At 54.5% G+C, this 19,174-nt stretch carries 28 protein-coding genes; 20 read left to right on the top strand and 8 right to left on the bottom strand.

The window, feature by feature from the left end:
• The first annotated feature begins 116 nt into the window (after positions 1-116).
• The gene (locus LU196_RS05935; RefSeq protein WP_232759731.1) at positions 117-356 is read left to right on the top strand and encodes a DinI-like family protein; all 240 of its coding nucleotides are present in this window, start codon (positions 117-119) and stop codon (positions 354-356) included.
• Between the two features lie 18 nt (positions 357-374).
• Here LU196_RS05935 and LU196_RS05930 read toward each other — a convergent pair whose 3' ends face one another.
• The 3 genes from LU196_RS05930 to LU196_RS05920 all read right to left on the bottom strand — a co-directional run bounded on the left by LU196_RS05930 (position 375) and on the right by LU196_RS05920 (position 1,480).
• Positions 375-641: a hypothetical protein gene (locus LU196_RS05930; RefSeq protein ID WP_232759730.1), complete on the bottom strand. Its 267-nt coding sequence runs from the start codon at positions 639-641 to the stop codon at positions 375-377.
• A 157-nt stretch (positions 642-798) separates the two neighbouring features.
• Entirely contained in the window at positions 799-1,110 is a 312-nt protein-coding gene (locus LU196_RS05925) for a hypothetical protein (protein WP_232759729.1), read from the bottom strand.
• Positions 1,091-1,480, bottom strand: a complete 390-nt coding sequence (locus LU196_RS05920) for a hypothetical protein (protein WP_232759728.1) — start codon at positions 1,478-1,480, stop codon at positions 1,091-1,093. Before LU196_RS05920 ends, LU196_RS05925 begins: the two co-directional genes overlap by 20 nt.
• A gap of 138 nt (positions 1,481-1,618) precedes the next feature.
• On the opposite strand from LU196_RS05920, the gene LU196_RS05915 reads away from it, so the two are divergent.
• Positions 1,619-2,296, top strand: a complete 678-nt coding sequence (locus tag LU196_RS05915; RefSeq protein WP_232759727.1) for a helix-turn-helix domain-containing protein — start codon at positions 1,619-1,621, stop codon at positions 2,294-2,296.
• Between the two features lie 11 nt (positions 2,297-2,307).
• Here LU196_RS05915 and LU196_RS05910 read toward each other — a convergent pair whose 3' ends face one another.
• Entirely contained in the window at positions 2,308-2,562 is a 255-nt protein-coding gene (locus tag LU196_RS05910; RefSeq protein ID WP_232759726.1) for a hypothetical protein, read from the bottom strand.
• A gap of 245 nt (positions 2,563-2,807) precedes the next feature.
• On the opposite strand from LU196_RS05910, the gene LU196_RS05905 reads away from it, so the two are divergent.
• Entirely contained in the window at positions 2,808-4,019 is a 1,212-nt protein-coding gene (locus tag LU196_RS05905) for a diguanylate phosphodiesterase (RefSeq protein WP_232759725.1), read from the top strand.
• 15 nt (positions 4,020-4,034) lie between these two features.
• Here LU196_RS05905 and LU196_RS05900 read toward each other — a convergent pair whose 3' ends face one another.
• Positions 4,035-4,229: a hypothetical protein gene (locus LU196_RS05900; RefSeq protein WP_232759724.1), complete on the bottom strand. Its 195-nt coding sequence runs from the start codon at positions 4,227-4,229 to the stop codon at positions 4,035-4,037.
• Between the two features lie 223 nt (positions 4,230-4,452).
• Positions 4,453-4,716 carry a biofilm development regulator YmgB/AriR family protein gene (locus tag LU196_RS05895; protein ID WP_232759723.1) on the bottom strand — a complete coding sequence of 88 codons (264 nt, stop codon included), beginning with the start codon at positions 4,714-4,716 and terminating at the stop codon, positions 4,453-4,455.
• A gap of 501 nt (positions 4,717-5,217) precedes the next feature.
• Here LU196_RS05895 and LU196_RS05890 point away from each other — a divergent pair.
• The 4 genes from LU196_RS05890 (at position 5,218) to LU196_RS05875 (ending at position 6,497) form a co-directional block, all read left to right on the top strand.
• Entirely contained in the window at positions 5,218-5,424 is a 207-nt protein-coding gene (locus LU196_RS05890; RefSeq protein ID WP_232759722.1) for a hypothetical protein, read from the top strand.
• A gap of 158 nt (positions 5,425-5,582) precedes the next feature.
• Complete coding sequence (locus LU196_RS05885) at positions 5,583-5,762, top strand: hypothetical protein (RefSeq protein WP_232759721.1); 180 nt, start codon at positions 5,583-5,585, stop codon at positions 5,760-5,762.
• A 93-nt stretch (positions 5,763-5,855) separates the two neighbouring features.
• A complete protein-coding gene (locus LU196_RS05880) occupies positions 5,856-6,029 on the top strand; it encodes a hypothetical protein (RefSeq protein ID WP_232759720.1) in 174 nt (57 codons plus the stop codon).
• A gap of 291 nt (positions 6,030-6,320) precedes the next feature.
• A complete protein-coding gene (locus tag LU196_RS05875; RefSeq protein WP_232759719.1) occupies positions 6,321-6,497 on the top strand; it encodes a hypothetical protein in 177 nt (58 codons plus the stop codon).
• 270 nt (positions 6,498-6,767) lie between these two features.
• Here the strand turns inward: LU196_RS05875 and LU196_RS05870 are convergent, their stop codons facing one another.
• Both LU196_RS05870 and fliE read right to left on the bottom strand, forming a co-directional pair.
• Positions 6,768-6,905 (bottom strand): hypothetical protein, encoded by a 138-nt coding sequence (locus tag LU196_RS05870; protein WP_232759718.1) that lies wholly within the window; start codon positions 6,903-6,905, stop codon positions 6,768-6,770.
• A gap of 597 nt (positions 6,906-7,502) precedes the next feature.
• Positions 7,503-7,814, bottom strand: a complete 312-nt coding sequence (gene fliE, locus LU196_RS05865) for a flagellar hook-basal body complex protein FliE (RefSeq protein ID WP_232759717.1) — start codon at positions 7,812-7,814, stop codon at positions 7,503-7,505.
• A 356-nt stretch (positions 7,815-8,170) separates the two neighbouring features.
• Between fliE and fliF the strand changes: the two genes are divergently transcribed.
• The 13 genes from fliF to fliR all read left to right on the top strand — a co-directional run bounded on the left by fliF (position 8,171) and on the right by fliR (position 18,950).
• The gene (gene fliF / locus LU196_RS05860) at positions 8,171-9,883 is read left to right on the top strand and encodes a flagellar basal-body MS-ring/collar protein FliF (protein WP_232759716.1); all 1,713 of its coding nucleotides are present in this window, start codon (positions 8,171-8,173) and stop codon (positions 9,881-9,883) included.
• Positions 9,880-10,872, top strand: a complete 993-nt coding sequence (gene fliG, locus LU196_RS05855) for a flagellar motor switch protein FliG (RefSeq protein WP_232759715.1) — start codon at positions 9,880-9,882, stop codon at positions 10,870-10,872. The genes fliF and fliG overlap by 4 nt, the downstream gene beginning before the upstream one ends.
• A complete protein-coding gene (gene fliH / locus LU196_RS05850) occupies positions 10,865-11,572 on the top strand; it encodes a flagellar assembly protein FliH (RefSeq protein WP_232759714.1) in 708 nt (235 codons plus the stop codon). Before fliG ends, fliH begins: the two co-directional genes overlap by 8 nt.
• Positions 11,572-12,933, top strand: coding sequence for a flagellar protein export ATPase FliI (fliI, locus tag LU196_RS05845; protein WP_232759713.1), 1,362 nt, complete (start codon positions 11,572-11,574; stop codon positions 12,931-12,933). The genes fliH and fliI overlap by 1 nt, the downstream gene beginning before the upstream one ends.
• Before the next feature lie 25 nt (positions 12,934-12,958).
• Complete coding sequence (gene fliJ / locus LU196_RS05840; protein ID WP_232759712.1) at positions 12,959-13,402, top strand: flagellar export protein FliJ; 444 nt, start codon at positions 12,959-12,961, stop codon at positions 13,400-13,402.
• Complete coding sequence (locus LU196_RS05835) at positions 13,399-14,703, top strand: flagellar hook-length control protein FliK (RefSeq protein WP_232759711.1); 1,305 nt, start codon at positions 13,399-13,401, stop codon at positions 14,701-14,703. The genes fliJ and LU196_RS05835 overlap by 4 nt, the downstream gene beginning before the upstream one ends.
• 129 nt (positions 14,704-14,832) lie before the next feature.
• The gene (gene fliL / locus LU196_RS05830) at positions 14,833-15,318 is read left to right on the top strand and encodes a flagellar basal body-associated protein FliL (RefSeq protein ID WP_232759710.1); all 486 of its coding nucleotides are present in this window, start codon (positions 14,833-14,835) and stop codon (positions 15,316-15,318) included.
• Positions 15,319-15,322: 4 nt separating this feature from the next.
• On the top strand, positions 15,323-16,330 hold the full coding sequence (fliM, locus tag LU196_RS05825; RefSeq protein WP_232759709.1) for a flagellar motor switch protein FliM: 1,008 nt from the start codon (positions 15,323-15,325) through the stop codon (positions 16,328-16,330).
• A complete protein-coding gene (gene fliN / locus LU196_RS05820) occupies positions 16,323-16,730 on the top strand; it encodes a flagellar motor switch protein FliN (RefSeq protein ID WP_232759708.1) in 408 nt (135 codons plus the stop codon). Before fliM ends, fliN begins: the two co-directional genes overlap by 8 nt.
• A 2-nt stretch (positions 16,731-16,732) precedes the next feature.
• On the top strand, positions 16,733-17,128 hold the full coding sequence (gene fliO, locus LU196_RS05815) for a flagellar biosynthetic protein FliO (protein WP_232759707.1): 396 nt from the start codon (positions 16,733-16,735) through the stop codon (positions 17,126-17,128).
• Positions 17,128-17,859, top strand: coding sequence for a flagellar type III secretion system pore protein FliP (gene fliP, locus LU196_RS05810; RefSeq protein ID WP_232759766.1), 732 nt, complete (start codon positions 17,128-17,130; stop codon positions 17,857-17,859). The genes fliO and fliP overlap by 1 nt, the downstream gene beginning before the upstream one ends.
• 33 nt (positions 17,860-17,892) lie before the next feature.
• The gene (fliQ, locus tag LU196_RS05805) at positions 17,893-18,162 is read left to right on the top strand and encodes a flagellar biosynthesis protein FliQ (RefSeq protein WP_232759706.1); all 270 of its coding nucleotides are present in this window, start codon (positions 17,893-17,895) and stop codon (positions 18,160-18,162) included.
• A complete protein-coding gene (gene fliR / locus LU196_RS05800) occupies positions 18,162-18,950 on the top strand; it encodes a flagellar biosynthetic protein FliR (protein WP_232759705.1) in 789 nt (262 codons plus the stop codon). Before fliQ ends, fliR begins: the two co-directional genes overlap by 1 nt.
• Positions 18,951-19,174 lie beyond the last annotated feature (224 nt).

Here is a 19,174-nt window from a genome sequence, read left to right as displayed (position 1 = left end):
GTGGTGCGTCACGCGGTGACATCCCAAAAAAATCGCTCACCCACCTGCATAGCTGCTTGCCACTGTTTTTATTTACAGTATTATTAGCCACCCAGTTTAACTAAGGGCTATCACCGATGTTTGTGGAGCTGATTTACGATAAGCGTAACGTCGCCGGATTACCGGGCGCGCGTGACATGATTTTACAGGAGCTGGAGAGGCGTGTGCATCGCGTGTTCCCCGACATTGACGTGCGCGTGAAACCGATGGAGCGCAATGCGTTAGAGACGGACATGAGTAAAAATGACAAGGCGACCATTGCCCGTCTTGTGGAAGAGATGTTTGATGAAGCCGATATGTGGCTGGTGGCTGACTAGCCACCAGCATGGGCCAGTTTAACTTTCCTGTTCGCTTTGGTTGATAGCGATTTCAATGTCCTGAATGGTCTGATCAATCTCATCCAGCAGCTGGCCTTGCTTGTTGATTAGCGTATCGAAGCGCGCCGCGTGCTCGCTATCCTTATACTCGCCTGCGTCAAACGCAAGCCAATGGCTAGAGAGCGTTTCGGTGTTGGTCTGCGCGTAGTGACGCATCTCTTTGAGCTGTGAAGTGACGTCACGCAGGTAGTCAGTTTTGCTTTTGATTGCCTCAGAATCACTCATGCTATTTCCCTTTTTGCTTGGTTAGCCAGTTAAAATAACGTACTCATTATTAAAACTAGCGCAAAATAGCGAAGCCGCACCAGGATTAATCGGAAGTTACCTGTGGGTCTCCAGCAGTGCCTGCCGGAAGCCCACGGTATACCGCGCGTTAGCGGGCTCAATGCGCGTCCCGCGCCTGTCGCTGCGCCTCGGCGCGCCGTTTTTGACTCTCCTCGCGCGCGGTGAAATCGTCCAGCTTGTGCTGCAACGTGGTTAACTGGCTGGTCAGCTCCGCCACCCTTGCTTCGCGTCGGTCAGAGATGGCGCGATACTGCGCACGAATATCCTCCACGCGCCGATTCGCATTATTGTTGACGTAAAGAAACAAAATGGTCATGGCCACGCAGATCAATGAAAGCATCAGCAGCGTACCGCCCACTATCAGCTGACGACGATGCGTCAGGGTAAACTCAGGGTTTATCTGCACCATCACGGCTCTCCTCAAGAGTGGTAATTAATTGATTAATTTGACTGCGAAATTTATCCGTATGTTCTGATTCCGTGGTCGCCAGTAAAATACCCAGCGCGTTTTTGATCAGCCGCAGATCCGTTTCCAGTGAAGAGATACGGCGCAGGTTTCGGTCATGACGGATCCGCAGTTCGTCATTTTCCTTACGCATCAGCGCATGGCTCTCCTTCAGGAGCATTACCTGCTCTTTGTAGCTGGTAATGATTTCACCGCCGGCGCGATTGCTGGTTACGATGGCGGCCACGCCCGCCATTAACGGCTTCCAAACTACGGCTGCCGCTCCGCCGCCGAGAAGCAGCGCACCCACACTGGTGATTAAACTACTTTCCATGCTTCACCTCTCAACACTGGCAAGGGATCGAACGGGCTATCTCGGCCACCCTTGCCAGTGCGTGGCCAAGCCCAATTTAAGTTTACTTAATATCTCAAATTTAAGTATACTTAAGTTAACACACGAGGAGTTGTCAAGATGAACCAGACAGAAACGGCAGGTATGCGTATGCGTGCGAGGCGTCAGGCGCTGAACATGACGCAAAAAAACCTGGCTAGCGTGATTGGCGTATCGCACGTCGCGATATCACAGTGGGAAAAAGAAGAGACCGTCCCGCGCGGAGATAACTTGCTCCGGCTCGCTGAGCATTTGCAGTGTACGCCAGCGTGGATCATTGACGGGGATGGCGAGCCGTTCGCACCGCCGCATAACATTAGTCAAGGTCAGGCGGTTCCGCTGATTGCGCTGACACAGGCGGCAAGCTGGCTGTATACGCCGACCACTCACCCACAGCGCGCCGCGCACGTTCTTTATACCGATCTCTCCCTCAGCGAGCGGGCGCTCGCGGTGGCGCTTGATGATGACGCCATGCAGCCTGAGTGGCGGCCGGGAGATATTCTGATCTTTGACCCCGCGCCCCTGCCACGCCCCGGCGAGGTCGTGCTCGCCACCATCAACGGCCTGCCACAGGTGCGCATTTATCAGGTTGTTTCACAGCGGGGCGACGAGGCGATTGTCTCGTTACGCGCGCTCAACGCCGATTTTCCGTCCTACACGGCGGTTGACAATCACATTGCCGTCATTGGCACCCTGCGCGAGATGCGTCGCAGCTATTCGCGGGGCATCTCTTCGCCCTTCTCGTCTGCGGGGGACTGAAAGCCGGAGCGTTACGCCGCATCGAGCGGTGACGTCTCCATAAGCTTATCAACCACCACTTTGCCGCCAGCATCGCGCTGCGTGAGGCGATATTCGGCGGGCCATGACCGACGGGTGCTGAGCTTGTCATAAAGCATCACAGTGCCTTTGGGTTGCCCGCCCGCGCTGAGTATACGCCAGCACATCACCGTTGCGGGGTCGTGGTGTGCAACCCCGTGCTTTTCCAGGCGATCGTTGGCATCAAGATGAAGATATTGACGTAGCATTGTTTCCCCCTTTGTTAACGGGGCATCACCATACGCCTTTTATTTATCCATTCAATCGAATTTATTAATCGTACAGTGAGGTTTCCGGTAAACGTTTACTTTGGCGAAACACTGCGTGCCCAATTAACGCTTCGGTTAAATGATTATTTTAAGAAAAGTGTCGGTAAATCACCTATTGTTATGGACATGCACCGCGCTTCGGCTGCTAATCTACACAATAAAATAACGATATGTCTGGAAAGCCTATGTTGACCACCATCATTTATCGCAGCCATCTTCACGATCACGTTCCCGTTAAGACGCTGAGCGATATGGTGAACAAAGCCAATAGTAAAAATCATTTATCTGAGATCACGGGTATTTTACTGTTTGACGGGATCCACTTTTTCCAGCTCCTGGAAGGACCGCGCGATGCGGTGCAGAAGATTTATGACCGCATCCGTCATGATGCGCGCCATCACAATTTGGTGGAGCTTATGCACGACTATGCTCCTTCTCGTCGCTTTGGCAACGTCGGCATGGAGTTGTTCGATCTGCGTGAGCACGATAAAGAGAGCGTGTTGCAAGCGGTACTGGATAAGGGAACTTCACGCTATCAGCTCAACTATAACGACCGTGCGCTGCAGTTTTTACGCACGTTTGTTGAAGCGCGCGAGAAAGAAAACTACTTTGAAATTCCTCCTGCTACCTCGTGGGAATTTGTCGCAGACGAGTCGTTGTCTAATCAGCTACAAGATATCGATGAAAAGCTGCAGGATTGTCGCTTCGCTTTTCAACCCATCGTGGATCCTTTTGCACGGCGCGTGACCGCATTTGAAGCGTTAATTCGCACGCCGGATGGGGGATCGCCAGCGGACTATTTCTCAGCGTTTGGCGGCGAAGCGATTTACCACGCCGATATTCAGGCTAAACGTCACGCCTTCCGCCATGCCAAGGCGCTCGGCATTGGCGAACACAGCCTTACCGTGAATCTCCTGCCCATGTCACTGGTGACGGTGCCGAACGCGGTGGAGTTCTTACTGGCGGAAATTGAGGCAAGCGGCCTCATTCCCGAGCAAATTATTATTGAAGTGACGGAAGACGAGATTATTTCACGCGCGGATGAATTTACGCTGCAGGTACGTAAGTTAAAGGCCGCCGGCATTAGCCTGGCGCTGGATGACTTTGGTGCCGGATTTGCCGGACTTGCGCTGCTCTCTCGCTTTCAACCTGACAAAATCAAAATTGACCGCGAAATTATCCGCGACGTACACAAAAGCGGCCCGAAGCAGGCGATTGTGCACGCTATCCTGAAGTGCTGTTCGTCACTCGAGATTGCGGTGATCGCAGAAGGCGTAGAGCAAGCCGAAGAGTGGATGTGGCTTGAAGCCGCCGGGGTTAATCAGTTTCAGGGATATCTGTTTGCCAAACCGATGATGAACGGCTTCCCCGCCATCTCGTGGCCCGAAATTAAATAATCGCACCGCCATCCACTACTCCTGAGCAACGTGCTTCCCTGCGGACGGAGCCGTAAGTTGAGGGCTCAGGATTTTATAGCGCATCATCTCAAAGGTGCGCTGCGTCATTGGTATCGAACTGCAGGGACGAAACCAGCCAAACTGTTTACGGTAGAGCCACACTTCGGGATGCCGCTCGCCGTCCTTCACCCAATAGTAACCGTCATTCATATGCACACTTCGTAAAAAGGATCGGGCACGCCTGTGCCATAAGTTACCCGCGGCAGCGCTAGTGCTGAATGGCAGACTCTACTGCCAGTTCAAACATCAACGGTAGCAGCTGTATCTGCGAGAAAAGCGTTTTTGCGCGTGACGCCATCCATCAAAGAGGAAGTGACAATACGCAAAGCGCGCTAAGCTGCAGGATATGAACTATATTCAGAATAGCACGCACTTACGCTTCTGTTTCATCACCCGGACGGTGTATTACAATTTCCAGTGCTTTACGATATATATCCTGTTTTTGGAAATCGCGTTCGGTCTCTAAATTTTCCAATAAAACCAAAATGATGTCTTTCTGACTCACGCGCATCTTTATCGCAGATAACCGCTTATAAATTCCCGCGATGACTTCTTTTTCTGCACTATTCCCGACACTGTTAGCATGAATATTGGGGTTATTCTCGAAATGCGTGGTGAATAATTGTGACGTTTCCATATGAGCCTCATGGGTTGCAGCGATCAGAGCAGACATCGCTCAAAAAAAAGCCTCTGAAGGTGGAAATCCACTGCACCTTCAGAGGCGGTGCAAAGCACCTATCGTTACGTGTGACTTAGCGCCACTGAGGGTCAAGTTATACAAAAAATTACAACTTGTACAACTTCATGATGATCAATTCGTGTGGTCTGACAAGATTCATCGCGTTCAGCCAGACCTCTCGAACGATGGTCACATGAATAATAAACCCTAAAAACAATGATTTGATCATAAGATTTATACGAAAAGAATGTTATTCAATTGCAGATATTTTCTATAATGGATGAAACGTGGCAGGCAGGAAAAGCGGTCTATACAGACGGCTCAAAGTTGTACAGCTTTGAGCAACTGTACAACTTGCCCACTCTGCGTGTAAAGTGACACAACGCGTTCAGCCAACGCCCACGCCCCGACCTGCTTTCAGCGAGCGGATTGCAGGCCAGCATCTTGATGGAGAGCGAAATGCACAATCAACACTCTAATAAAGATCGTAATAAAGAAGGTGACGTTCACAAGGGATTACCTGAAGCCGCCCCTCACGCCAATAATCCCTATGAGGAGGATGATCACCCGGTGGTGGATAACGCGGACCCGCGTGGTGAGATCCCACGCACCCGAGACGACAGCGAGGACGATAAAAAAGATCCGTATCGCGACCAATCAAAATGAACTGAATAACCTCGTGTTGAGGTGCCTTTATAAAGGTGCCTCAACTACACGTGTGTGCGATAAGCGCAGCGGTATTAATATTGATCAATGGATGTAACTATTACATTATTTGCGGAAATCAGAGAAGGCGTGCCTTCATTCATTTCTGGAGAGCACTGATGGAAACGGGTTTTTACTGGGTCGGCAGCAGAACAACTGAGCCGGAAGTATGGTTTTGGGATGCTGGGCGCGGATTTTACCGCCCCATGGAACCTATCCCACTCTCACTGCCGCGCTTCAAATCTGCCGGTTTTGAGCTCCTCAGCGAGAAGCTGGAACCGCCTGAAACAGAGGACTGACTTCGCGTCTGCTACCAGTCTTCGCTTTTATCGCAGAGAGAAGTTGTTAAGCGAAGCGTAGATTGACTATAGTCGTCACCGGAGGTGATGACTATGCAAGAAGGATATTATTGGGTGCAGCATGACGATGACCAACCTGAAGTCTGGTTCTGGTCAGATAATGCCGTGACAGGTTGGTTTAAACCCACACATCATGAACCCCTTGACGCGCAGGCTTTTGCCGCACAGGGTTATAAAGTTGTCAGCGACCGGCTCTCATGGCCCTGACATCACAGCCGCCTTTATCCGGCGGCTTTTTTGTTTTTATCAATTTGTCACCGCAGTGGTACACGTAACCTTTTCGGCAGAGGACTTGGTCTACGCTTACTGACCCCACCCCGTAAGCCGACTCAGATTGGCGCGGTTTACCTCTGCCCCGTCGCCGGGGCTTTTTTTCGCGCCAAATTTCACGCAGGCGCATCCGGCAGGGCGTTAACGAACCTTACTTAATAAGCACGCCAGGTTTATGATTAGCGTCACATTCGTCGCGCGTTTGTTCCAACTATTACGGAGAGGGTGATGCAAAAGCATATTTATAACGGTGTTGAGTACGATATTGAGGTCGCCCACGGTAAGCCGGTGGCGGTGTATCGACAGGGCGAGCGGATCGTCGGCCCCCTTGCCGATGCAATTATGGCGCACTTTACTCAACAACATGTGGCACCTGAGCCGGTCAAAAGAGGCTTTAAACGCTAATCGGCTGATGGTCGCCATTAACGAAATGCGGTTTATCCGCATCAGCTTCAAGCCAGCGCAGAACCGTGCCGGCACTGATTGGCGACAAAGCAAAAGCCCGGTGAGTGGTATTCCGAGGCGGCTAAATCCATGATGGAAAGGGGATAAAGACCCTCTCTCGCTGCCGCGGGAAGAGATGAAGCGCAAAGGCAGGCGCTGTTTGTCGTGTGAATCCTATCATTTATTTTATTTATTCATCGTACTGCTGGATTTCCCTGGTGCCTTGCGCCATTACTTGCTGGGGTAAGGCCAGGCGTGATCGACGCCGGTCGAGGAAAGGATCCCGGTCACTGCCAGATAAGCCAGTACCAGCGCGAACAGAATAATAGCTGATATTTCAAATACCTTTAAAACATGATGCTTTGCCATAAATATCCCTCTTCATAGTGCGTGTTTAAGTGCCACCCTCTGAAAATAAGATGTTACCGGTAAAAAGCAAGTCAAAATCACACTTTGAAACATAAAGAACGGCTTATGTAATTTATATTCCTGATGCGGTTTCCTGATGCAATGGATGGCGACGCTGCTCACGGCATGCGTCGATACGCGCACCTTTCTTTAACCACGCTGACTCGCCCATCAACAGTAAGGCGGATAGGCTGAAACGGGCGGGAAGGAATAGAGAAATAGGCGACAGGTGGCACGGCTGCCTGAAGGGGATCGCCGTTCACCTATGTCCAGACGTGATAGATAAACCGCGCAACGCGACAGCATAACCCCTGCGCGCAGCGTGCTGCCTTGCACAAGCACTCTCACGCCAAGCCGCGGGCGAAACGCGAATGCGCAAAGCGAATCCCAACTATGTTGCAGCATAGGGAGGCACTCCGCTGCGCAGCATGTGGCGGAGGGACCGAGCAGGAGGTCGATGGGCCTTACAGCTCAGCACACCATCACGCGTCCGCATAAGCGGCGGGCAACAGCACAGCGGTGCGAAGTATCCGGCCCTTCCCTGCGTCGTCTGGCGAACTACACCTGCATATTCATGATTTCGCTATAGGCTGAGGCCAGCTTATTGCGCACCTGAATGCCCATCTGCATGGAAATAGACGACTTTTGCAGATCAATCATCACGTCATTGAGCTGCACGCCGGGTTTACCCATTTCAAACGCCTGCGCCTGGCTGCGCGCGGTGGTTTGGGTTTCACTGATCTTATCCAGCGCCGCTTTCATCGTGGTGCCGAAATCGACGTGATTACCTGCATCCGCTTGCTTACCGCTGGCCTGCAGTGACGTGAGCTGCAGCTGCTGCAATACACCCTCAATGGCCTGAATTGACATGCTTTGTACCTCATTGGTGATGGGATTAGTTTTTGACGCTCGAAAAGTTATCACACTGTCAATAGGACAAAGGCGCTAAATGAACGTAAAAACCCCGGCTTATCCACCCATCGAAATAAGTCAAATCATCAAATAATGCGTGCCATTGAATTGGAATTTTCATTTTCATTTGTTTCCCGAAAGCGTTCACGCTGCGTTACTGCGGTCGGTTCGCCCCTCTCAGGAAGCTTATCCAGATAAGTGACAGAGATGAACGAACGTAAAAACCAACAACGCATGAAGCACTTAGGGGAAGTCAGGGAGCCCGTTTTGTCACCACAACTCACCCGGTCAATATTGTCAGGCAGGAATCGGTCATGAATGCGAGTGCAGCCGCTACACAGGATACAAACAAGAAGGGCTTCAATGACCTTTTCGCACGCCTGCGCGCCAATCCGCGAATTCCCTTAATCGTCGCCGCTGCCGCCGCTATCGCGGTAGTTTTTGCATTGGTGCTATGGGCGAAGACGCCCGACTACCGCGTCCTTTATAACAACCTGTCCGATGAGGACGGTGGCGCGATCGTCACGCAGCTGACGCAGATGAATATCCCGTACAAGTTTGCGGAAAGCGGTGGCGCCCTGATGGTGCCGGCAGACAAAGTGCATGAGCTGCGCTTGCGTCTGGCGCAGCAGGGTCTGCCGAAAGGCGGCTCAGTTGGCTTTGAACTGATGGACAAAGAGAAATTTGGCATCAGTCAATTTAGCGAGCAGATCAACTATCAGCGTGCGCTCGAAGGTGAGCTGTCGCGCACCATCGAGACCCTGGGCCCGGTGAAAGCGGCACGCGTTCATCTCGCGATGCCAAAACCTACCCTGTTCGTGCGCGAGCAGAAAGCGCCGTCAGCGTCTGTCACGCTGACGCTGCAGCCAGGTCGCGCGCTGGATGAAGGCCAGATTCAGGCTATCCAGCACATGGTATCCAGCAGCGTAGCGGGTTTGCCGCCGGGCAATGTGACCGTGGTCGATCAGGCCGGTCGCCTGCTGACGCGTAACGACAGCGAAGGTCGCGATCTCAGTGATACTCAGCTGAAGTACGCCGCGGATGTGGAATCGCGCTACCAGCAGCGCATTGAAGCCATCCTTAACCCGATTTTGGGTCAAGGTAACGTTCACGCGCAGGTTACCGCCCAGATCAACTTCGATCGCAGCGAGCAAACTGACGAGAAATATCAGCCAAACGCCAACCCGAACAGCACCGCCATTCGTTCGCGCCAAACCAACTCCAGCGAGCAGAACGGCAGCGCCTATCCGGGCGGCGTACCGGGTGCCCTGTCGAATCAGCCTGCGCCAGCCAACACCGCGCCGGTGACGAATCCACAGCAGCAAAACGGTGCCAATGGTCAAGCCAACAACGCGCAGAACACCGGAACCAGCACCAGCACGGCCTCACAAAACAGCGGCCCGACGAATTCCACGCACAATGACACGGTGAATTACGAACTGGATCGCACCATTCGTCACACCAAGCTTAACGTGGGCGAAGTGCAGCGTCTGTCCGTGGCGGTTGTGGTGAATTATCACGATGACGGCAAAGGCAAAGCGGTCGCGCTGAACGATCAGCAGATCAAACAGATTGAAGATTTAACCCGTGAAGCGATGGGGTATTCACAGACGCGCGGTGACAGCATCAACGTGGTCAACTCGCCGTTTAACATCACCGAGCCTGCAACGGGTGACCTGCCCTTCTGGCAGCAACAGTCGTTCTTTGACCAGCTGATGAGCGCCGGACGCTGGCTGTTGGTTGCGCTGGTGGCCTTCATTCTGTATCGCAAAATGGTGCGCCCGCAGCTGCAGCGTAAGCGTGCCCAGGAGCAGGCTGCCGCAGAAGCCCAAGCCGCCCGCGTCAACAGCAAACAAGAGCAGGAAGCGTACAGCGTTCAACTCAGCAAAGATGAGATGGACCAGGAGCGGAAGTCCAATAACCGTATGAGCGCCGAGGTGATGAGCCAGCGCATCCGAGACATGTCTGAGAACGATCCGCGCGTCGTGGCGCTGGTTATCCGTGAATGGATGAGTAACGAACTATGAGTCTGACCGGTACTGAAAAAAGCGCCATCCTGATGATGACCATCGGCGAAGAACGCGCTGCGGAAGTGTTCAAGCACCTGAACCAGCGTGAAGTGCAGCATCTCAGCGCCGCGATGGCCAGCATGAAGCAGGTGTCACATAAGCAGCTGACTGAAGTGCTGCGTGAGTTCGAAGCGGATGCCGAACAGTTTGCCGCGCTGAGCCTCAACTCCAACGATTACCTGCGTTCGGTGCTGACCAAAGCGCTGGGCGAGGAGCGCGCTTCCAGCCTGCTGGAAGACATCCTCGAAACCCGCGAAACCACCAGCGGTATGGAAACGCTGAACTTTATGGAGCCGCAGGCCGCCGCCGATCTGATTCGCGACGAGCACCCGCAGATCATTGCCACCATTCTGGTTCACCTCAAACGTGGCCAAGCGGCGGATATTCTGGCGCTGTTCGACGAGCGCCTGCGTCACGACGTTATGCTGCGTATTGCTACCTTCGGCGGCGTGCAGCCTGCCGCACTGGCCGAGCTGACCGAAGTGCTGAACAGCCTGCTGGATGGGACCAACCTCAAGCGTGCGAAGATGGGCGGCGTAAGAACGGCAGCCGAAATTATCAACCTGATGAAAACCCAGCAGGAAGAGGCCGTTATCGAGGCGGTACGCGACTTCGACGGCGAGCTGGCCCAGAAGATCATCGACGAGATGTTCCTGTTCGAAAACCTGGTGGAAGTGGACGACCGCAGCATCCAGCGCCTGCTGCAGGAAGTGGAGTCGGAGCAGTTGCTGATCGCCCTGAAGGGTGCCGAGCAGCCGCTGCGCGAGAAATTCCTCAAGAACATGTCAGCACGCGCCGCCGATATTCTGCGCGACGATTTGGCCAACCGTGGTCCGGTGCGCATGTCTGCGGTGGAGAACGAACAGAAAGCGATTCTGTTGGTGGTACGCCGTCTGGCCGAGTCCGGCGAGATGGTAATTGGTGGTGGCGAGGAAACCTATGTCTGATGCCTTTTCCGCCCGTGCGTGGCAGCGCTGGCAGCCTGACGATTTAGGCAGTCTGTTCAAACCCGAGCCGCAGCCGGAAATTCACTACGACGCGCCAGCAGAACCGCTGGAACTCAGCGCCGAAGAAGAACAACAGCAGCAGCTTGAACGGCTGCAGCAGCAGATGCGCAAAGATGCGCAGACGCAGGGCTATAACGAAGGCTATCAGAAAGGCTTCGCGGAATCGCAGCAGGCTGGCTACGACGCGGGTTTCCAGCAGGGGTTGGCCGATGCGCAGCAGCAGCAGGCGCCCTTACAGGCGCGCATGCAGCAGCTGGTCACGGAGTTTCACCATACGCTAGAGGCGCTGGACAGCGTCATTGCATCGCGCCTGATGCAGCTGGCGCTGGAGGCCGCGCGCACCGTGATTGGTCAGGCGACGCAGGTGGATGGCACCGCCCTGCTGCGTCAGATTCAGCAGTTAATTCAGCAAGAGCCCATGTTCAGCGGTAAGCCGCAGCTGCGCGTGCACCCGGACGATCTGCAGCGTATTGAGCAGACGCTGGGCCCCACGCTGGATCTGCACGGCTGGCGCCTGCTGGCTGATAGCACGCTGCACCCTGGCGGGTGCAAACTCAGCGCTGAAGATGGCGATTTGGACGCCAGCGTCGCAACGCGCTGGCAAGAGCTGTGTCGCCTTGCCGCACCGGGGACACTGTAATGACCTCGCGTCTTTCTCGTTGGCTGGGTGCGCTGGATGCGTTTGAACAGCGCATTACGCAGGTACAAACCGTCCGTCGCTACGGCCGCTTAACGCGCGCCACCGGCCTGGTGCTGGAAGCGACCGGCTTACAACTGCCGCTGGGCGCAACCTGCATTATTGAACGCAACGACGGCCAAACCATTTCGGAAGTGGAAAGTGAAGTGGTGGGCTTCAACGGCCAAAAACTGCTGATGATGCCGCTGGAAGAAGTCGACGGTATTCTGCCCGGCGCACGCGTTTACGCCCGTTTCAACGGTGAGAGTGCGCAAAGTGGCAAACAGATGCTGCTGGGTCCTGAACTGCTGGGCCGCGTGCTGGACGGCAGCGGCAAGCCCCTGGACGGCCTGCCTGCACCGGAAACCGGTTATCGCGCACCGCTGATCACCGCACCGTTTAACCCGCTGCAGCGCACGCCGATTCACGATGTGCTGGACACCGGCGTGCGCGCCATCAATGCGCTGCTGACGGTGGGCCGCGGTCAGCGCATGGGCTTGTTTGCTGGATCCGGCGTCGGCAAGTCTGTCCTGCTGGGCATGATGGCACGTTACACCAAAGCCGACGTGATTGTAGTAGGCCTGATTGGTGAACGTGGCCGTGAAGTTAAAGAGTTTATTGAAAACATCCTCGGTGCCGAAGGCCGCGCGCGTTCGGTGGTGATTGCCGCGCCGGCGGACGTCTCGCCGCTGCTGCGTATGCAGGGTGCCGCTTACGCCACGCGCATCGCTGAAGATTTTCGCGATCGCGGTCAGCATGTGCTGCTGATTATGGATTCCCTCACCCGTTATGCGATGGCGCAGCGTGAAATTGCGCTGGCGATTGGCGAGCCGCCCGCCACCAAAGGCTATCCACCGTCGGTGTTTGCGAAACTGCCTGCGCTGGTGGAACGTGCCGGAAACGGTACGCACGGCGGCGGATCGATCACGGCATTTTATACCGTGCTCACCGAGGGTGATGACCAGCAGGACCCGATTGCCGACTCGGCGCGCGCCATTCTTGACGGCCATATTGTCCTGTCACGTCGCCTGGCCGAAGCGGGACATTATCCGGCCATTGACATTGAAGCCTCAATTAGCCGTGCAATGACATCGTTAATCGATGAAACACATTACGCACGCGTGCGGCAATTTAAACAACTCCTCTCCAGCTTCCAACGTAACCGCGATCTGGTGAGCGTCGGCGCCTATGCCGCAGGCAGCGATCCCATGCTAGATAGAGCCATCAAGCTCTATCCTGAAATGGAAGCGTTTTTGCAACAGGGTATTTTTGAACGCAGCGACTACGATGACGCCTGTCTCCATCTCCAGGCAATGTTCGGTTAACGCTGACGTGATGTGAGGTTGAGCGATGAAAACAGCGAAGGCTATCGACACGCTGCGCGATCTGGCGGAGCAAGATTTAGAACAGGCAGTGATCCACTTGGGCGATATGCGCCGCGGCGTCAAACAGGCCGACGACCAGCTTTCGATGCTGCTTGATTACCAGGATGAGTATCGAAATAAGCTCAATCAGGATATGTCAGGCGGTATTGCCAGCAACCGCTGGACCAACTATCACCAATTTATCCAGACGCTGGAAAAAGCCATTGACCAGCATCGCCAGCAGCTACAGCAGTGGAATCAACGCCTTGAGCAGGCACTGGTCAGCTGGCGAGAGAAACACAAGCGGCTCAATGCGTATCAAACATTGATTACCCGCGCGGAAGAAACCGCATTACAACAAGAAAACCGTCTCGATCAGAAACGGATGGATGAATTTGCCCAACGGGCCGCGATGAGGAAAGGCGAATGATTACGCTGCCAAATGTGAATGCGCAAGCATCGATCAAGGGAAACGTCAACGCTGCGGCGGCGGCCGAGGGCGCCAGCGCAGAGACGCCCCTCTCACAAGGATTTATGACCGAGTTGGGCAACCGTCTGCTGACATTGGTTCAACAGCAAGGCGATACTGCACAACCGGTTGATCTAAAAGCACACGCTGACGCAAAGTCGGATAAAAAAGCCGCGCTGAACGTCCTGCTGCAGGCGCTGGAAAAGCCTGACACCTTAAACGCACTTTTACAGCCGGAAAACCCTAAAGCCGGGGTGAAATTAGCCGATGATAAGGACAACAGCGCAGTAACTTCGTTAACTGCCAGCGACTTACAGAATATGCAGGCGCTGTTTGCCATGCTGCCGGTTGCCCCAACGCCACCGACGACACCGCAAACCGCCCAGTCAGCGCTCACCGAGCAAATCGCTGACGCTGACGTCACCGCCGCGGGCGGCAATGGCAAACGCGCCGCGCTGTTGGAGAGCCTGCTGAGCCATACGCTGCAGCAGAGCGATAAAGAAGAGACACAGGCCGATGCCTCAACCGCGTCGAACAAGCCAGCTGCCGCACAAAGCGCGCTCAGCCAGGCGGTGGCAAGCGCCACCGGCAGCGCGTCTAACGCCGCGCCTGCCGCATCAACGAACGGCGCGGCCTTGACGCTGGATGCCAGCTTTAAACAGGTCCTGAGCAGCGTGAGTAAAGCGGACACGCGTGACGCCAGTGGCGGTGTTGAATCCGTGATCCAACCCACCGCGATGCCGATGAGCAGCGCCGCGGCACCGCTGGTCACCGGTGCGACATCGAGCAGCATGACGCCGTCAACGCCGATGCTGAATGCCCAACTCGGGAGTCACGAGTGGCAGCAGGCCCTGGGCCAGCAGATCGTGATGTTTAGCCGTAACGGGCAGCAAACCGCCGAGCTGCGTTTGCATCCCGCTGATTTGGGCGCCATCCAGATCAACCTGACGCTGGAAAAGGATCAGGCACAATTAACCATGGCTTCCAGCCACAGCCAGGTACGCGCGGCGCTGGAAGCAGCGCTTCCTCAGCTGCGTACTGCGCTGGCGGAAAGCGGTATCAACCTGGGACAGAGCAACGTCAGCAGCGATGCCTTTGCACAGAGCCAGACGCATTCGGGCCAGCAGGAGGGTCGCCGCGATGGCCAGCACGGCAGCTTCACGCTCGCCCAGGACAGTGAAAACGAGATAACGCCGATTGCCGTTCCGGCCGCCCTGCAGGCACGCGCGGCAGGCAATGGCGCTGTTGATATCTTTGCCTGACAGCGGCTAAACGCTGAAGGTAAGCGTAAAACCCGCGTCTTTTCACCCCATTGTTTGACTTAAGACGCGGGATAATCTGTCCAGTCGAGTCGAGAGGCTTGGCCATAATTCACAGGAAGTAACTGCAAGATGTCTGATAACGCGAAAGCAAAAGGCCGCAAACGTTCAATATTGATTCCGGTGTTACTCATTGTAACGCTGGCCGCTTGCAGCGTGGCAGGCTATGTAGTCTGGCGAATGATGAATAAACATGAGGGCGACAAGCCGGAAGCGGCGAAAGTCGAGCCACCTGCCGCCCCCATCTTTTTTGCATTGGATACGTTTACGGTTAACCTGGTCAATGCGGACAACGATCCCGATCGTGTGCTGTACGTAGGCTTTACCCTGCGTCTGCCGGATGAGGACAATCGTCGTCGCATGAATGATTACCTGCCCGAGGTGCGCAGCCGTCTGCTGATGCTGCTCTCGCGCCAGAGTAGTACCGCCTTAGCCACAGAGCAAGGTAAGCAAGCCCTGGTCGATCAGATCAAACAGGTGCTGGCGCCGCCGCTGGTGAAAGGTCAACCTCCTCAGGTAGTCAGTGACGTGCTGTTTACCGCCTTCATTTTGAGGTGATTTAATGGGCGATAGCATTCTCTCCCAAGCTGAAATTGACGCGCTGCTCAACGGCGACAGTGACAGCGCGGAAGTAGAGAACAGTTCCAAAGGGGCCGATGGCGACATCCGCCCCTATGATCCCAATACGCAACGCCGCGTGGTGCGTGAGCGCTTGCAGGCGCTGGAGATCATTAACGAGCGTTTTGCCCGTCATTTCCGTATGGCTCTGTTCAACCTGCTGCGCCGTAGTCCGGATATCAGCGTGGGTGCCATCAAGATTCAGCCATACCATGAGTTTGCCCGCAACTTGCCGGTGCCAACCAACCTGAACTTGATTCACCTGAAACCGCTGCGCGGGACTGCGCTGGTGGTGTTTTCGCCAAGCCTGGTGTTTATCGCGGTGGATAACCTGTTTGGCGGCGATGGACGTTTTCCAACCAAAGTCGAAGGACGTGAGTTTACCCATACTGAACAGCGCGTGATCCGTCGCATGCTGAAGCTGGCGCTGGAAGGCTACAGCGAAGCGTGGAAAGCGATTTACCCGCTTGAAGTCGAGTATGTACGTTCTGAAATGCAGGTAAAGTTCACCAACATTACCACCTCCCCGAACGATATTGTGGTGAACACCCCGTTCCAGGTGGAGATTGGCAACCTGGTGGGCGAATTTAACATTTGTATTCCGTTTTCCATGATTGAGCCGCTGCGCGAGCTGCTGGTCAATCCCCCGCTGGAGAACTCGCGTCGGGAAGATACCCACTGGCGCGACAATCTGGTGAAGCAGGTGCAGCATTCAGAGTTGGAGCTTATTGCCCACTTTGCCGAAACATCGCTGCGTCTGTCGCGCATTTTGCAACTGAATCCCGGTGACGTTCTGCCTATTGAGAAACCGGACCGCATTATTGCGCACGTCGATGGCGTACCGGTTCTGACGAGCCAATACGGCACGCTGAATGGTCAATATGCACTGCGCGTTGAACATCTGATCAACCCGATTTTGAATTCGCTGAACGAGGAACAGCCCAATGAGTGACAGCAAAAACACGTCCGATGATATCTCCGCGGACGACCTGTGGGCTGAGGCAATGAACGAACAGACGGCAACCCCTACGCCGGACCCCGCAGCAAACGTGTTTAAATCCTTTGACGCGCCAGGCGGTAACGGTGCGATGCAGGATATCGATCTGATTATGGACATCCCGGTCAAGCTGACCGTGGAACTGGGCCGCACCAAAATGACCATCAAGGAGCTGCTGAAGTTAACGCAGGGTTCCGTGGTGGCGTTGGATGGCCTGGCCGGTGAGCCGTTAGACATTCTCATTAATGGCTACCTGATTGCCCAAGGGGAAGTCGTGGTGGTCAACGATAAGTATGGCGTGCGCATCACCGATATCATTACGCCATCAGAACGTATGCGTCGCCTGAGCCGTTAATTATGTTGAAAAACGCGCACACCAGTCAGCCCGTTCACAGCCAACCGGTGGTCTCCACCGGTTCGGTCGTCGGACAAGTTTCCAGCGTGCTGGCCGTGATTGTTTTACTTATCCTGGCCTGCGGCTGGCTGGCCAAGCGGCTGGGCTATGCGCCGAAAACCGTCAGTACGCACGCGCTGAAGATCAGCGCCAGCGTACAGGTTGGGCGCCAGGAGCGCGTGGTGATTGTGGATACCGAAGATGCGCGTTTAGTGTTAGGCGTGACCGCACAGCAGATTACGCATCTGCATTCGCTCCCACCCTTACCCGCCGACGCGCAGGCCGCGCCCTCCGCGCCAGCGCAAGACTTTCGTCAACTTTTTCAGAATCTGGTTAAACGTCCCGGAAAGCCACAATGATGCGTCGACTGCTTGCTCTTCTGCCGCTGCTGCTGCTGGCACCGGTTGCCCACGCGCAATTACCCGGTTTAGTGAGCCAACCTTTGGCTAACGGTGGCCAAAGCTGGTCTCTGCCGGTACAAACGCTGGTCTTTATCACCTCACTGACGTTTATTCCGGCCGTGCTGCTGATGATGACCAGCTTTACACGCATCATTATCGTGTTTGGCCTGTTGCGCAACGCCATGGGTACGCCGTCAGCACCGCCCAACCAAGTGATGGTTGGCATGGCGCTGTTTTTGACCTTCTTTATTATGGCCCCCACCTTCGACAAAATTTACGCCGATGCCTACCTGCCATTCAGTCAGGATAAAATCAGCATGGAGGTGGCAATAGATAAAGGGGCCCAGCCGCTGCGCGCCTTTATGCTGCGTCAAACGCGCGAAGCCGATTTGGCGCTGTTCGCCCGCCTGGCCAATACCGCGCCCATTGAAGGCCCGGAAGCCGTACCGATGCGTATCTTATTGCCGGCTTACGTGACCAGCGAATTGAAAACCGCGTTTCAGATCGGCTTTACCGTTTTCATTCCGTTTTTGATTATCGACTTGGTGGTGGCCAGCGTGCTGATGGCACTGGGCATGATGATGGTGCCGCCCGCGACAATCGCCCTGCCCTTTAAGCTGATGTTGTTCGTTCTGGTGGACGGCTGGCAGCTGCTGGTAGGCTCCCTGGCACAAAGTTTCTACTCCTAAAACCCTCTCTCTTTGATTTAACTGGAGTGCAGCATGACACCCGAATCCGTGATGGTGATTGGTCAGGACGCGATGCGCATCGCCCTGATGCTGGCAGCCCCGATGCTGCTGGTGGCGCTGATTAGCGGTCTGATTATTAGCATTCTGCAAGCGGCCACCCAGGTCAATGAACAGACGCTGGCGTTTATCCCGAAAGTGCTGGCCGTTGCTGCAACCGGTGTGATTGCGGGTCCGTGGATGCTGAATCTGATTCTGGATTACATGCGCACGCTGTTTACCAACCTGCCCTATATCATCGGCTGATGATTAACCTCGACAGCAGCCAGCTGATCCATTGGGTCGCGCAATTTTTTTGGCCAATGGTCCGCCTGCTTGCCCTGTTCGCCACCGCCCCGCTTTTAAGTGAAAAGGCGATCCCTAAACGGGTGAAAGTGGGTCTGGCTCTGCTGATTACCTGGGTCATTTTGCCGGTGCTGCCACCGGTAGAAGTCACCTTGTTTACCCCGGCGGGCTTTTGGATCTTGCTGCAGCAATTGCTGATTGGGGTGGGAATTGGCTTTACCATGCAGTTAGCGATTGCCGCAGTGCGCATGGCCGGTGAAGTGGTGGGCCTGCAAATGGGCCTCTCTTTCGCCACCTTTTTTGATCCTGCCAGCCGTCTGAACATGCCGGTGCTTGCACGTTTTCTCGACATGTTGGCCATGCTGCTGTTCCTGACGTTCAACGGACACCTGTGGCTTATCTCGTTGCTGGTGGACAGTTTTCATACGCTGCCGATTAGCGATCGACCACTTAACGCAAATGCCTTTATGGCGTTGGTTAAATCAGGCGGATTAATTTTCCTTAATGGCATGATGTTAGCGCTGCCGTTAATAGTTCTATTGCTCACGCTAAACATGGCCCTGGGTTTGTTAAACCGTGTTGCATCTCAACTGTCGATCTTTGCCATTGGTTTCCCGGTCACCTTAACGGTTGGGATACTCAGCCTGGGTATGGTCATGCCCCTTCTCGCCCCCTTCTGTGAACATCTCTTCGGGGAAGTCTTTGATTTACTCGCGCAGTTTGTGTCAGAACTTTCTCGCGCAGGATGATTAACAATACTGTCGAACGGCTAATACGATAGTTAAATAATCAAAAACATTCTGTGCATTTTTCAAACCATATTTGTCAGAAATCAACTGAGGTTTTTCTGATAAATGCGCACTCAGAGTAAAAATCATTCTTATTAAACCGCGCCTGGAGTATTTTAGTCAGACGATTCCTAAGCCGCATGGCAGAAGGGATTGGTTGATAAAATGCTCAAAAGGCTGTTTTT

It is taken from the genome of Pantoea sp. Mb-10, from assembly GCF_021272205.1.
In the GTDB taxonomy this organism is placed as follows: Bacteria; Pseudomonadota; Gammaproteobacteria; order Enterobacterales; family Enterobacteriaceae; genus Pantoea.
Note: the sequence above shows the minus strand (reverse complement) of the source record. Positions and strands in the feature narration are given on the sequence as shown.